The organism is Spongiibacter marinus (assembly GCF_016906995.1).
In the GTDB taxonomy this organism is placed as follows: Bacteria; Pseudomonadota; Gammaproteobacteria; order Pseudomonadales; family Spongiibacteraceae; genus Spongiibacter; species Spongiibacter marinus.
In genome coordinates this window covers 64,514-79,711 of the sequence record NZ_JAFBBD010000005.1, presented here as the reverse complement: position 1 = coordinate 79,711, position 15,198 = coordinate 64,514, and the positions used below count along the sequence as shown (strand labels likewise).

At 56.1% G+C, this 15,198-nt stretch carries 10 protein-coding genes; 3 read left to right on the top strand and 7 right to left on the bottom strand.

What is annotated here, in order from left to right; all coding sequences use genetic code 11:
* Positions 1-463: 463 nt before the first annotated feature.
* Entirely contained in the window at positions 464-2,728 is a 2,265-nt protein-coding gene (locus HNR64_RS08765; RefSeq protein ID WP_204996330.1) for a mechanosensitive ion channel domain-containing protein, read from the top strand.
* Here HNR64_RS08765 and HNR64_RS08760 read toward each other — a convergent pair.
* The 4 genes from HNR64_RS08760 to HNR64_RS08750 form a co-directional block, all read right to left on the bottom strand.
* Complete coding sequence (locus tag HNR64_RS08760; protein WP_338061843.1) at positions 2,725-3,432, bottom strand: permease; 708 nt, start codon at positions 3,430-3,432, stop codon at positions 2,725-2,727. The two genes, HNR64_RS08765 and HNR64_RS08760, sit on opposite strands and share 4 nt — an antisense overlap.
* Entirely contained in the window at positions 3,410-3,772 is a 363-nt protein-coding gene (locus tag HNR64_RS17475) for a hypothetical protein (protein WP_338061842.1), read from the bottom strand. The genes HNR64_RS08760 and HNR64_RS17475 overlap by 23 nt, the downstream gene beginning before the upstream one ends.
* Before the next feature lie 59 nt (positions 3,773-3,831).
* Entirely contained in the window at positions 3,832-5,022 is a 1,191-nt protein-coding gene (locus HNR64_RS08755) for an MFS transporter (protein WP_204996131.1), read from the bottom strand.
* 148 nt (positions 5,023-5,170) lie between these two features.
* On the bottom strand, positions 5,171-6,802 hold the full coding sequence (locus HNR64_RS08750; RefSeq protein WP_204996130.1) for a long-chain fatty acid--CoA ligase: 1,632 nt from the start codon (positions 6,800-6,802) through the stop codon (positions 5,171-5,173).
* A 235-nt stretch (positions 6,803-7,037) separates the two neighbouring features.
* Between HNR64_RS08750 and HNR64_RS08745 the strand changes: the two genes are divergently transcribed.
* On the top strand, positions 7,038-8,474 hold the full coding sequence (locus HNR64_RS08745; protein WP_204996129.1) for an HDOD domain-containing protein: 1,437 nt from the start codon (positions 7,038-7,040) through the stop codon (positions 8,472-8,474).
* A 52-nt stretch (positions 8,475-8,526) separates the two neighbouring features.
* Here the strand turns inward: HNR64_RS08745 and HNR64_RS08740 are convergent, their stop codons facing one another.
* Together HNR64_RS08740 and HNR64_RS08735 are read right to left on the bottom strand one after the other, a co-directional pair.
* On the bottom strand, positions 8,527-9,147 hold the full coding sequence (locus HNR64_RS08740; protein ID WP_204996128.1) for a hypothetical protein: 621 nt from the start codon (positions 9,145-9,147) through the stop codon (positions 8,527-8,529).
* Positions 9,102-12,674: a PKD domain-containing protein gene (locus HNR64_RS08735; protein ID WP_204996127.1), complete on the bottom strand. Its 3,573-nt coding sequence runs from the start codon at positions 12,672-12,674 to the stop codon at positions 9,102-9,104. Before HNR64_RS08735 ends, HNR64_RS08740 begins: the two co-directional genes overlap by 46 nt.
* A 455-nt stretch (positions 12,675-13,129) precedes the next feature.
* Between HNR64_RS08735 and HNR64_RS08730 the strand changes: the two genes are divergently transcribed.
* A complete protein-coding gene (locus HNR64_RS08730) occupies positions 13,130-13,675 on the top strand; it encodes a peroxiredoxin family protein (RefSeq protein ID WP_204996126.1) in 546 nt (181 codons plus the stop codon).
* Here HNR64_RS08730 and HNR64_RS08725 read toward each other — a convergent pair.
* Complete coding sequence (locus HNR64_RS08725) at positions 13,672-15,174, bottom strand: purple acid phosphatase family protein (protein ID WP_338061841.1); 1,503 nt, start codon at positions 15,172-15,174, stop codon at positions 13,672-13,674. The genes HNR64_RS08730 and HNR64_RS08725 overlap by 4 nt on opposite strands.
* Positions 15,175-15,198 lie beyond the last annotated feature (24 nt).

The following is a 15,198-nucleotide window of genomic DNA, read 5'->3' as shown; positions in this document are numbered from 1 at the left end:
ACCGAAAATGCGCGATCGGGTATGTCGAGATGACGGGGCGTTCGCTCGCCGGTAACAAGGTGGACGTGACTCAGCGACACGGCGTGTGCGAGTCGAATAGGGGCACGAAAGGGCACAACTCAGGTTGAACCGGCGACAATCGCCGGGACTATACGCCTACTATGGCGGACGCACTATTCGACTTTTGTACAAGGCGAAGGACTGCTGCGACAAACTGCACTGTTACGGCTGAAAAACTTGGCGCGGAAGGTAGCAGCTTTAGCAGGCTGCGCATTGATCTAGCGCAAGATCTGGCGTGAAAACCGACTCAATTCGGCAACCACAATGCGCAGATGCGGATGCGCGGCTCAATGGAACTTTCTCAGCGCCCCGCTGACACAACCCCAATGGCACCAACATATTGTTCGTTACTTGGGAGGCAGGTATCCACAAAAAATCGCCAGCGATAAGGAGAATAATCGTGATGTCACTGCGACCAGCAACGCGCTTGATCGCCCTTCTATTCATTCCACTCCTCTTTTCCGGGCATACCCTTCACGCAGCACCGCCGACGACCAGTGATAGCTCGTCGGTCCTCGCAGAGTTACTTGAGAACGAGGGCGCCCGCAACGCGTTGATTGAGCAGTTGCGCAACCCGTCCAAGGCAGTAAATACCAGCGACGCCCCCGACAAAGAGCAAGCATCGTCAGAGGATGATAAATCGCCCTCAAACAGTGAGGCCAGCGATAGTGAAGACTCACTCGCCCGCCAGCTTGCAACACTAACCGCTGCCGCTGGCGAGAATTTCAAACAGCAGCTGGCTACACTGGCAACAAGCGTCGAGGCGCTGACTCACAGCGACGACAAACACCGCGTCGAGTTGGCCGCTATTATTCGCGCCGCAAGCCACCTGGCCCTGCTGGCATTCGCAACATTTGCGCTGTTTTTTATTCTGCATCGCGCCGCCAAGCCGCTGTTTGCTGGCATTAATGATTGGGCGGTGCGCGGGTCCCGCAAATTCGCCATGCTGAGAACCGTAGCCGCGGTAAGCGCCGCCGGGCTGGTGGATTTAGCGACGGTGTTGCTGGCCTATGCGTCGGGTCACGTGATTGCCTCGCAGTTGTCTGCCGAGGCCGACGCCGATAGCACTCGCCTCGCGCTGTTTCTCAATGCGTTTTTGATCGTTGAGGGAATAAAACTGGTGCTGCGGGCGCTGTTTGCCAGTCGTTTTCCGGCTCTGCGCTTGTTACCGCTTAACCAACGGCAAGCAAAGTACTGCAATCGGTTTTTCGCCAACATCACAGGCTTTACCGGCTACGGCATTATGGTGCTGGTGCCGATTGTGAACGCCAATGCCTCGGAGGCGCTCGGCAGCGCGCTGAGCACCAGCATTGTGCTGCTCGCTGCGCTGTACTACACCGCCACCGTTTTACTAAACCGAAAACGCTTGCGAGACCAGCTATTCGGCAGGGCTGCCAACTATCAGGGCAGCCGCCGCATTGCCCTGCGTCTGCTGGCGCGCAGCTGGCATTTACTGGCGCTGGCCTACGCACTGGTGGTGGTCTTTACCAGTTTGCTGCGGCCCGAAAGCGCCCTGCCCTTTGTGGCGCTCGCTACCTTGCAGACCGCCACCTATGCCGGTCTGGGTGCATTGCTGCTCGTTGTTCTTCGCCAGTTGATCGGCAGGGAGGTGCGGCTTTCTGAGTCGATCAATGAGCAACTGCCCCACCTTCAAAAACGCCTGAATACCTACATCCCCACCGGTTTACGAATACTGCGAGGGCTGGTGACCGCCGCAATTGTTGTGTGGTCACTCGACGCCTGGTCGGTGTTTGACCTGGGCCAGTGGTATGCCACGGAAGTCGGCCGCAGCACGGTGTCGTCGCTGGTTGATATTCTGCTCATCCTCGCCCTGGCCGCAGGCTTGTGGATTGCACTGGCCAGCTTTATCGAACACCGCCTTTCCCCCACGGGCATGGCCAATGCCGCACGCGCTGCCCGCGCAGAGACGCTACTTGGCCTGTTCCACACCTCCCTTGCTGCGGTCATTATTGTGATGACAACCATGATCGTGCTGTCGGAAATTGGCGTGGACATCGGCCCACTGATCGCGGGCGCCGGGGTGCTCGGTCTTGCGGTTGGCTTTGGCGCGCAAAAACTTGTGCAGGACGTGATCAACGGCATATTTATACAACTGGAAAATGCCATGAACACAGGCGACTACGTGCAAGCTGGCGGCCACGAAGGCACCGTTGAACGCGTGGGCATTCGCTCGGTTGCCTTGCGCGACCTGTTCGGCACCTACCATATTGTGCCCTTCTCGTCGGTGGATGCGGTGTCGAACTATACGCGCGACTTTGCTTACCACCTTGGCGAATACGGCATCGCCTATCGCGAGAATATCGACAAGGCCATCGAGCACTTGCAGGCTGCCTTTGAGGAGTTGGCAAGTGGTGAGCACAAGCAAGACATTCTCGAACCAATGCAAGTGGCGGGCGTGTCGGCACTGGCCGACAGCTCGGTAAACATTCGCGTATTGATCAAAACCGCGCCCGGTATGCAGTGGGCCGTTGGCCGCGCCTACAATCGCTTGGTGAAGATGCACTTTGACGACGCCGGCATTGAAATCCCCTTCCCGCATACCACTTTGTATTTTGGCGAGGACAAGAACGGCGACGCACCAGCCGCCAATGTGCGCTTAGCCAGCAGCGATAGTGATGTTGTGGCCAGTCAGGATTCGGCGCGTTAGCCGCCGGCATTCATCACCAAGGCGACCAGCACAATTTGTGGCACCGTCAGCAGCGGCAAAAACAACGCCGCCTTCCAGCTGGCGGTGCGCTCCTTCATCACCATAATTTCGGTATAGTCGGTGCTTGCGCCCGTCATTAAAAACGCAAAACTGTTTCCGGGGGCGTTCGCTCTGGTTAACAGGTCTGCTGCAATCGGCGTGGAACCTTCGGAGCACACTTCGATAATCGTGGCCGCCACAATCGTTGCCCCCAGGCCCATTAAGCTCGGCCCGAAATAACTGGAAAAGATATCCGCCGGCACAAAGCTTTTTAAGGCAACGGCAAGCACAATGCCAAATAACACCCAGCGCATCACCATGCGCGACTCTTTTATGCCATCGACAAACATGGTGAATACAAAGCGCTTATCAAAACGCGTGTCTCGCAAGCCAGCCTTTGCCTGCGACCAAAAGTCGAAATTTTCTGGCAGCGCAAGCGTGTTGGGGTTAGCGGGCAATACCCCGCGCCGCACCAATGCATCAAACAAGCAGCCGCTAATCACGGCAATTAGCACCGATGCAAGAATGAACACCACCGTCCACTTCAGCCCGATCAGGGCGACCAATATCAAGGTGAGGGAAAAGGAGTTCCAGGGGCTGGCGATAAGAAAGGCCATCACTTGCCCCAGGCTGGCGCCGCGCTCATAGAGTTTGGCACCCACCATTAATACACAGGTCGAGCAGCACGCCTGCCGCGGTGGCCCGAACAATGCCGGTGAAACCGCCACCGGCGCCCAATACGCTTATTACAAACTCTCGCGGTATGCGCGTTAACAACGAGAGCATCACTACCCCCAGAGCCATGCCCCACCACATGGTATTCACCAGGTTTTCGGTGGCCTCCGCTGCGGTGTGCAGCCAAGTGGGCAGGGCGTCGCTGGCCACCAGCGCCAGCGCGTACAGTACAGCGACAATTGCCATAGAGCCCCACAGCAACACATCAAAGGACTGCTTGCTGTGGCAAGAGGGTGAATTATTGTGGTGGGAGGTATCACAAGTAGACATTCGGCGCTCCAATTCACTGCTCGTTCACAGTGAATCAAAACCCCGGTGGCTCTGCAACGCTAATCGTTTAGCTCAACCCAGACACTGATCGCCAGCAGTAATACCGCGACCATTACATACGGCGCAGAGGCATGAAAAGCATAAATAAACGTGCCTAACATAGGCCCGACGACCACGCCTACGCCTTGCGCCACGGTGACCGTACCGGCAGCAGCGCCCTGCTCCTCTGAAGAAACCGAGTTTGCCGCCAGCGCCGACACCGAGGGATATACCCAGCCCATTCCGGCGGCCGCCAAACCAAAACACGCCCACAAGCCCCACACTGACTCAACCCACACGCTGACCATAAAACCACAGGCCGACACCAGTGCTCCGATACGGATTAGCCGCGCGGGCGGCTGGGATAGTTTGCGCAAAATACTCTGCGAAATAATTAACGCCACACCGACAACGGTTAGCGCAATACCAGCCACCTGAGCGGCCTCGGGCGCGGGAAGCCCGAGCTGATCCAGGGCAAAAAAGCCCACCGTGACCTGAGCAATAGAGACCGAAAATGCCGCAGAGAACGCCACCACAATCGGTCGCCGCAGGCGTCGATCTTGCAGCTTTGGGGCGCGCGTTACCGGCGCCGCCTGAGGCGGTTGCCGGGGAATACGCCACCACACCAACACCAGCGCCAAGACGGGAAGAACGGCGGTCACGTACATGGGAAAACCCAGCCCGTAGGGCGCTAACAAGCCAACAAAGCCCGGCCCGATTACCATGCCCGCGCCACTGGCTGCGCCGAGTAACGCCATAGCTCCAGCGCGCTTATCCGGCTCGACATTGTCTGCAACCGTAGCGGCCGCTGTGGCCGGCACCGCCGCGTAAAACAGGCCCACCACCACCCGCCCGACAACGAGCCCAAGAAAGGCCAGCATCGGCAGTATTTGGTGGCGCAGTGACAGGTCAATAAACAAGCACAGACCAAAGTAGCTCACCGTAAAGCCTGTTAGCCCGATCAGCATGATCGGCCTGCGGCCGTGGCGGTCGCTCAGGCCACCCCACCAGCGCGCACAAAGGATCCAGGTGAATCCCCCCATCGTCATGGCGGCGCCAATATGCCAGGGCTCAAGAGACAAAATACGCGCCACTGGGCCCACCAGGGCAACAAAGGCCATGATCGCCAAAGTGCAGCTAAAGTTTTGAAACATCAACGGCGCAAGGCTGAAGGCCCTGACAGGTGACACAGCGGACGCGGGGTTTTCCATAACGGAGCCCTTGGTAAATTAGAAACGCTAAAAACAGGCGGGGGAGATGGTATCGGATTATCAAGGAAAGGGCAGGACGCCTTTCTCACTCCGAGAGGGAAAATGAGATAAAGACCGCGCCAGCAGCCTTTATCTCCTGGGCGTATGGCTAGCTCTCATCCTGCCAGCGGAAGTCTTTGTAGTCCTCGCGAATGTCCTTCTTACTCAGCTTGCCGGTTGCCGTGTGGGGCAGCGAGTCAACAAATACGCAGTCTCCTGGAATCCACCACTTGGCGACTTTGTCTTCGAACCAAGCGAGCATTTCTGATTTTTCCATTTGCTCGCCGTCTTTCAAAATCACTAATAGCAGTGGGCGCTCTGTCCATTTCGGGTGAGGAATACCCACCACGGCGGCCTCGGCAACTTTGGGGTGGTTAACGGCGCAATTTTCCAGCTCTATTGAGCTGATCCATTCACCACCAGACTTGATAACATCCTTCAAGCGGTCAGTGATTTGCATGTAGCCGTATTCGTCGAAGCAGGCGACATCGCCGGTTTCAAACCAGCCATCGTCGTCGAGGGTTTTGCCGTCGTAGCCGTAATAGTCGTTGACGATCCACGGGCCCCGCACTTTGACGGCACCTGAGCTCTCGCCATCCCACGGCAGCTCATTGTTGTCGCTGTCGACCACTTTAATTTCCACCCCAAAGGACGGCCGCCCCTGCTTCAGGCGAATCTGGTTGTATTCTTCTTCGCTCAGACCGTCGAGCTGCAGCGGGATACCTCCGTTGAAGGTGCCCAAGGGGTTCATTTCCGTCATGCCCCATGCCTGCTGTACCTCAACGCCGTAATTGTCGCGGAAGTCGGTCATAATTCTTAGCGGGCAGGCCGCACCGCCGACGGTCACTCGGTTCAGGCTTTCTACTTGTTTGCCGGATGTGCCAAGGTAATCCAGCAACGCCAACCAAACGGTAGGGACACCTGCCGAGCAGGTCACTTGCTCGTCGTTAATCAGTGCACACAGTGTTTCTCCATCGCCCATTTTCGGACCGGGCATCACCAGTTTCGTACCCACTATGGGAGCGCTGTATACCAGCCCCCAGCCGTTAACATGGAACATCGGCACAATAGGCATCGCCACATCCCGTACCGACAAACCAAATACATCCGGCGCAATACTGGCAAAGGCGTGCAACACCGTAGAGCGATGGGTGTACATCACCCCCTTTGGATTACCCGTGGTACCGGAGGTATAACACAAGGCTGATGGCGTGGTTTCTTCCAGCTCCGGCCAGTCGAACTCGTCCTTCTCGGCAGCAATTAATTGCTCATAACAATGCACATTGTTCAGGCTGGTATCGGGCATATGTGCTTCATCACTCAGCACGATATAACCCTTTACTGCGGGCAGTTTGTCTTGCAAAGGTTCTAGAACCTTCACCAACGTGGCGTCAACGAATACCCACTTATCCTTGGCGTGATTAACGATGTAATCGATTTGCTCGGGGAAGAGTCGTGGATTTATGGTGTGACAAATCATGCCACTGCAAGATAGCGCGTAGTATATTTCCAGGTGGCGGTAGTCATTCCACGCCAGCGTGGCGAGGGTATCGCCGGACTGCGCCCCTATCGTTTGCAGGGCATTGGCAAGCTGGCGAACACGCTTAAATGCATCTTTGTAAGTATAGCGATGACGTGGATTATCGGCAGTGACCGAAACAATTTCGGTCGCGCCATTCACTCGCTCGGCGTGCTTCATGATTGACGTAATGGTGAGTTGGCTCATCATCATTGGGGTCATTATTATTACTCTCCCTCATTTGAATTAGGCCAATACTAGCCCAGCACCCTCTTCGAGGTGAACCACCTGAAGGGCGCTATTTCTATCGATTTGCGGACGAATGCCTCTCAGCCCAGATGCCACGTAGAGTAAGCATTTCGTATTAAAATAAAAAAATGGCTGATCAATACCCTGCTCGCTGCTATCTTGAAGCCCAGCCGCACACAGATTCACCAAGATCGAGATCGACGGACTGATGGCTTTCGACATTAATGATAGGAAACTCCCCGCACCTACACCGGCCAGTCTGCTGCTGGCGGACCTATTGCGCAGCGGCGAATTTGAAGTTCAGCAGCTAACACAAATACTAGAAGGCACACCGGGGCTTGCCGAAGATACGCTGAATTTTGTCAACTCCCCCATTTTCCAACCAAGGCGGCCGCACAGTGACATCCATCGCCTTGCAGTGCTGCTCGGGGGAAGAACCGTCGCAGCGCTAAGCCTCGCCGCAACCATCGCGCAAAGCTATGCAAAAGCCGGTACCCGGCGCTTAGACCAACATCACTTCTGGCTGAGGGTCATGCTCTGCGCCACAGCAGCCCGGTTGCTAAGTGAGCTGGATAAGTCGCTTCCCGCTGAAGAGGCCATCATCGCCGCCAGCCTGCAAGACATCGGTATGCTGGCTATTGATCACTTACAACCAGAGTTTTATCAACCAATCCAGAACCAAGGCGAAGATCACAACACCTTCGCAACACTGGAACGCGATACATTTGGCATTGACCATTCAGCCCTAAGTCAGACTCTCTTAGAAAAGTGGGGGTTGCCCGAAGCAATAAGCAACGCCACCGGCCTGAGCCACCTCAATGAGGCGCCACTTAGCAACAACGTGACGGAGCAGTTGGGGTTTATCGCCAAGCTTTCTTCGCTGGCCGCAGACCTGGCCTTTTCAAGCGACCCTGACGCCATCCTGCAACGCCTCCACTACCACTGTTTGAACGAACTGGAATGGCACAGTGGCCAACTAACCATGCAGCTACACCTGTTTCGCAGTGCATACAATGAGCTGCGCCCACTGGCTGACCGAATGAAAATTCCGGCCGCAGTATTTCAAAAAGCCGGACAGCACCTGAGAGAGGCACTACAGCCACGGCGTATCGAGAATGCTCTTAAAGCATCGGACGAGTTACCAAAACCAGACAAGCACAAAGCGCGTGATGTTAGCGAAGTTAGCGAATCTATCGACCCGATAACGGGGCTGTACAACCGCCATGCACTAACCTCGTTACTCCAAAACGAACTCAACCGCTGTGAATACGACCAGCAGGCACTGTCGGTATTTTTGGTTGGTATTCGCCACTATTCCGTCATACGGGAATGTATTTCTGAAGAGGACAATGTTGCCTTTCTGCAAGCGATCGCACAGCGGGTCGACCGCCACTGCCGCCGTGACGATATCGTCGCACGTATCACCGACGCAGATTTTGTAGTGGTTTGCCCCAATGCCGAAGCAGAAGCCTGCCCGGCAATATGCCAACGATTTATCAGCCAGATTGAAAGCGCTGCAGCAGACACTGAAAATGCCAGTCCCGATATCTACAGCGGCTATGTTTGCGTTCCCTACGAGCGCTCCCAAAGGAGCGCGTCAGTGGTGCTTTCGGAACTTAAGCAAAGCCTTCTCAGCTTAGGATAGACCGCAACACCAACTAGTATTCCCCGCGCCTGGACCCATGCCCACACACTAGTCACTGCAGTAATGGAATGCCCGAGCCCCCTCCGCAAAACGGTGACTCACTATCAGGATCAAACGCAGTACAAATCGCATCTTGGCCATCGGTTAAGCACTGCGCCGGATTCGAGGTGTCGTCGCAGAGCTCGCCCAATAAGTCAGTGGGGTCGACCGGCAGTTCCGGCGGAGTACCGGGGTCGCCACCGCCGCAGAATGGGGTCAAACCTTCTGGATCAAAAGCCCCGCACAGCGCATCTTGGCCATCGGTCAAGCACTGCTGTGGATTAGACGTGTCGTCGCAAAGCTCACCCAATAAGTCGGCGGGATCGACTGGAAGCTCTGGGGGAGTACCTGGGTCTCCTGCATCGCCGCAGAATGGGGTCAAACCTTCTGGATCAAAAGCTCCGCACAGAGCATCTTGCCCATCGGTCAAGCACTGCTGTGGATTCGACGCATCGTCGCAGAGTTCACCCAATAAGTCAGCAGGGTCGACCGGCAGTTCCGGCGGAGTACCCGGATCACTGGAACCCCCGCAGAATGGCGTCGTACTATTCGGGTCAAAGGCACCACACAAAGCATCTTGCCCATCGGTCAAGCACTGTTGGGGGTTCGAGGTATCGTCACAAAGCTCACCCAATAAATCAGTCGGATCGATTGGTAGTTCTGGGGGGTGCCCGGATCGCCAGCATCGCCGCAGAATGGGGTCAAACCTTCTGGGTCAAAAGCTCCGCACAGAGCATCTTGGCCATCGGTCAAGCACTGCTGTGGATTGGACGCATCGTCGCAAAGCTCACCCAATAAGTCGGCGGGATCGACTGGAAGCTCTGGGGGAGTACCGGGATCGCCACCATCGCCGCAGAATGGGGTCAAACCTTCTGGGTCAAAAGCTCCGCACAGCGCATCTTGCCCATCGGTCAAGCACTGCTGTGGATTGGACGCATCGTCGCAAAGCTCACCCAATAAATCAGTCGGATCGACTGGCAGCTCAGGCGGAGTGCCCGGATCGCCACCATCTCCGCAGAATGGGGTCATGCCATTGGGGTCAAACGCGCCACAGATCGCATCTTGGCCGTCGGTTAAGCACTGCTGTGGATTGGACGTGTCCTCGCAAAGTTCACCCAATAAGTCGGCGGGATCGACTGGAAGCTCTGGGGGAGTACCGGGATCGCCAGCATCGCCGCAGAATGGGGTCAAACCTTCTGGATCAAAAGCTCCGCACAGCGCATCTTGACCATCGGTCAAGCACTGTTGGGGGTTCGAGGCATCGTCACAGAGCTCGCCCACTAAATCAGTCGGATCGACTGGCAGCTCAGGCGGAGTGCCCGGATCGCCAGCATCGCCGCAGAATGGGGTCATGCCATTGGGGTCAAACGCGCCACAGATCGCATCTTGGCCATCGGTCAAGCACTGTTGCGGATTCGAGGTATCGTCACAGAGTTCACCCAATAAGTCGGCCGGGTCGACCGGCAGTTCCGGCGGAGTGCCGGGGTCGCCACAGAATGGCGTCATGCCACTGGGGTCAAACGCACCACAGATCGCATCTTGGCCATCGGTTAAGCACTGCTGCGGGTTGGACGTGTCGTCACAGAGTTCGCCCAGTAGGTCGGCGGGATCAACCGGCAGCTCCGGCGGAGTACCCGGATCACCACCGCCGCAAAATGGCGTCTCACTATTCGGGTCAAAGGCACCACACAAAGCATCTTGACCATCGGTCAAGCACTGCTGCGGATTCGAGGTATCTTCGCAAAGCTCGCCCAATAAATCGGTGGGATCAAACGGCAGCTCCGGCGGAGTGCCCGGATCACCACCGCCGCAGAATGGCGTTTCACTATTCGGGTCAAAGGCACCACACAAAGCATCCTGGCCATCGGTTAAGCACTGTTGGGGATTGGACGTGTCGTCACAGAGTTCGCCCAGTAAGTCGGCGGGATCAACGGGCAGCTCCGGCGGAGTGCCCGGATCACCACCGCCGCAAAATGGCGTCTCACTATTCGGGTCAAAGGCACCACACAAAGCGTTCTGCCCATCGGTCAAGCACTGCTGCGGATTCGAGGTATCTTCGCAAAGCTCGCCCAATAAGTCAGTGGGATCGACCGGCAGTTCTGGGGGAGTACCTGGGTCGCCACCGCCGCAGAATGGCGTCTCACTATTCGGGTCAAAGGCACCACACAAAGCATCCTGGCCATCGGTTAAGCACTGTTGGGGGTTGGACGTGTCGTCACAGAGTTCGCCCAGTAAGTCGGCGGGATCAACCGGCAGCTCCGGCGGAGTGCCCGGATCACCACCGCCGCAAAATGGCGTTTCACTATTAGGGTCAAATGCACCACACAAAGCATCTTGCCCATCGGTCAAGCACTGCTGCGGATTCGAGGCATCTTCGCAAAGCTCGCCCAATAATTCAGTGGGATCGACCGGCAGTTCTGGGGGAGTACCTGGGTCGCCTCCGCCGCAGAATGGCGTCTCACTATTTGGGTCAAACGCACTACAGATCGCATCCTGACCGTCGGTTAAGCACTGCTGCGGATTCGACGCATCGTCACAGAGTTCGCCCAAAACCTCCTCTATCTGCGATGGAAATTCCGGCTCACCCTCCAAGGGCAAGAGGCACTGTGTTTCAGGGTCTTGGTCGGCACAGGCCTGCAGCTGGCTAAAGACCTCCTCAAATTGCTCTGGATTCGGGGAGAAATCCTCGTACGGCAGCGGGCACGCTGTGTCGGGGTCGCCGTCAGTACAAATTGCAAAACACTGCTGGTAGGTACCGGGATCGGCTGGATCACAAACCGCAGGCGCGGGCGCAACAACGACGCTGACATGGTCGTCTGCACTGAGTGCGCCATCACTCACTGTTACTTTGAATGTCAGGGTTCTTGACTCGCTAACATCTGGTGCCGTGAAACTGGCAACCTTTGTATCGGCACCGGTGAGCTGGATATCCGTATCGTCAGTCTGCTCCCAAGAATAGCTAAGCTCGTCGCCATCAGCGTCACTTGAAGCACTGGCGTCGAGAGTGACACTGTCGCCGGCTATAGCGTTTTGGTCATCGCCTGCATTAGCAACAGGAGACACATTTTCGGGCTCGGTATCCTCAGGGCTTACGTTGATCGTGATGTCATCAAAATCGGTCGCCGATTCGTTATCCGAAACCGTCAGGCGAAAACGCAGCTGAGTAATTACGTCAACGCTCGGCGCCGTGAAACTGGCCTCAGCGGTATCGCCATTTTGCAGCGCAACACCATTGCTAACCGAGTTTCCATCCTCGTCGATTTGCGACCAGCTATAACTTGTTATCTGACCATCCAGGTCTTCACTATTACTGCCGTCGAGTACAACAACTTCGCCTGACTCAACATTTTGGTCGACACCGGCATTGGCCACAGGCCGCGCATTTCCACCACCACTGCTGTCGCGCACTAGCACAGCAACGGTATCGCTGGCTCGATCGCCATCGTTGTCTGTCGCCGTTAATGAAAAATAAAAGATTCTGTCTTGATCGACTTCCGGCGCGGTGAAGCTGGCCGTTAAGGAACCGGGATTATTGATTTCGATGCTGCCATTAATCGCAACACCATTGCGGTCAGTCTGCTGCCAGAGCGTGCCCGTGACATTGCCGTCGTTATCTTCCGCACTTCCCTGCAGGGTAACGCTGCCGGCTTCAGCAACGACCAGGTCAGCGCCAGCACTGACGATAGGCAGCTCATTGATATTGCCAGTGCGCCGCTGCTCTTCAGTGTCTTTTACTTCGCTTCGAGCCGCGTCCTCGTCGACAATGTTACTTTCACTACAGGCGGGTATCCCTCTCGCCGCTTTTACTTCGCAGATAAATTTCACTGCCGGTTTATCACTGTCGGCAAACATATCCGGGTCAGTGAAGTCGATGCTATTGACGTAAGCACTAACTTTTTGGGCTGCCTCTGACGGAATTTGTATACCGTTGCCACTATCGCCATCCACGTCCAGAGACTGGAGCAGGCGCGCCAGGTTTACGATCGCCGGAAAGTCATCCAACACCTCATCAGTGCTGCTACCACTGTTCGCCGCTGCCCGAGCACCACCAACAAGATCCAGCAAGGTAATAATGGCGGCCCCTTGCGCACTCCCTAGCGAAAGCCCCCCAAGCCGGAAGGAGACGGCGTCGCCCTGGCGGTAGGAAAATGCCCCATTCACATTGGTGAGACCGGTGATCGACGAGCTGCTAACGAAGCCCGCACCCTTAACCGGGCTATCTATCAGCCGCCCCTGTTCGATAGGTTTAGGTGATGTCGTACCGCCACCAGAATTAGAGCTTGAGGAGGAGGAACCTCCTCAGGCAGCAAGACCAATGGACAATACCGCAATGGCAAACTTTGATAATGACATATGAACCCCGGTTGGGCCGGAAGGCCTGTTTCTTCTTGAAACACTCAAAATGCCTACCTGCGCAACCAAGGCGAGGTCTGACATTTCATTATTATTTTTCTAAACTTTTACGTTAAGTTGCACAGCAGGTCAAGAAGTGTGCCGTAGCACCAAAGAGGAAAGGTTATTTCTGTGAGCCAATCGCACAATCGTGCGGCAGGTGTAACAAAATGGCGGCGTGTGCGTCACACCGCGATATGTAAGACCTTAACATTGGAGACAGTATGACAGTACAAGCCGGCGACCGTGCCCTACCCCTACGCCTGACCGCCATAAATGGTGAGGAGTTTGACATAGCCAGCTTAGCAGGCCGACCCTATATGCTGTCGTTCTTTCGCTTTGCCAGCTGCCCTTTTTGCAATATGCGGGTTCATGAACTGGTAAAGCGTTTCGATGAATTTACTAACGATTTTACGGTGGTCGCGGTATTTGACTCGCCGCTGGACAACCTTCAGGAGCACGCAGCTGACCATCACGCCCCCTTCCCAATTCTCGCCGATGAAACCGGCCAATACTACGAGCGCTACTCAGTGCAACGCTCAATACTCGGGGTGATAAAGGGTATGCTGACGCGCATGCCCACAGCGATACGCGGTATGTGCAAAGGCTATGTGCCGACTACGATCAAAGGCAATATGACAACCATGCCAGCCAATTTTTTAATCGACCGCGACGGTATTGTTCGCGTTGCTCACTATGGCAAAGACGAAGGCGATCACCTGCCCTTCGATGACCTGCTGGCGTTTTGCGCCACCCAGGACAACGCCTAACAGTGTCTCAAGTCGTGGCGATTTCGCTCGCGAGTATGCCGGGAGATCGCCTCGTAGTCGGCGAGCAGGATGTCACTACTGCGAGCCGGCTTGGCGCACAACTGGCAGGCAATCTGCGGCTTGGTACTTATCTCAAAACTGTCCTGAAGTGAGAAGTCGCCGGTAATGTACTGCCGTCCCTCATCGCTCAGGTCCAACGGCGGCGAGCCATAGTACTCGCCTCGAATCTTGCCGGGGCTAACCGCATAGCGGCAAAAGCCAACGCCAATAAATTCAGCCGCAGACCAAATTTGCGGGCCATTTTCGTCGAACAGGCGAATAGAGGCGCCACCCGTTCCCACCAGCACCTGCACATAACCAAGGGGGTTGGGCAGCCCCAGTCCCATCGGTTTGGAGCGCTGATAGACATGGTCGTGCCCCACCGCTAACAGGTCAACGCCATAGCGCAGCATAATGTTCTCTTCCAGCGCCACCAACGTGGGGTTAGCCGGGCTGCGACCGAGCTGATCAGTCCAGATCGTGTAGTGCTGCATAACAACAATAAAGTCGATCTCACCCCGCGCTCGACGCAGTGCAGCCTGAGCCAGGTCGACCTCAATATTGATAATTTCTTCAACGAGGGTGCCGTCGTTGATCAAGGCCCCGGCCGTTGTTACAAGAAAATGCACGCGGTTATAGTCGAAGGAATAGAACGAGCTGCCGGGACTCCCCTGACCAATCACCGAACTCAATGGTTTGGGCGGGTGGGTAAAGCGGTTTTTAAAAGCCTCGCCACCAAAATCCTTTTGCTCGTGATTGCCCGGCGCGGTCATGGTAATGCGGTGAGCCAGCAGCGGCTCCATTTGCTCAAACCAGGTATCCCAGATTGGCTGGTCGCCATTCGCGTAGCTGAGATCCCCAGCAATCATAATCAGGTCTGCGGGTGTTTTTAGTACTTCGGCCGTCAGTTGCTGGGGCAGGTCACCAATACCGTGGTCGCCAAAGTGGATAAAGCTCCACTCGCCGCGCGGCGACGGCGCAACCACATACACCGGAGACCAACCGCCCTCATCTGAGCCCACGCGGTAACGCATGGGCTTTTCAGCATCAATCCCCGCTGCCGTTGCACGGTGAGTAAAACTCTCCACCCCCGGCGTTTCGTCGGCACTCGCATCGACGAAATGCTCGAACACCTGCTCGGCGATATCAGCTTCGCTCATGCCCTCTTCAACCACGCCAAACTCCAAGCGAGACTGCGGCGGTTCAAGGCCATCGGTAAACCACGTTACCGTGCGCGAGGTGTGGCTGTCGCCAACAAAGCTGAGGTGCAAACCTCTTGGCGGGATGGGGCCGGGCTCAGCACTATCGGGTATCGGCTCAGGCTGCGGGTCCGGGGGAAGTGGCGAATCGACAGGGCCGCTGCTTGATGAGCTGCCCGAGGAGCCCCCACACGCGCTTAGAGCCAAACCTGCCATGCTACCCGCCAAAAAGCGGCGACGACTTAAACTGCTTGAAGACACAACGGCTCCCCCCGATATCAATAT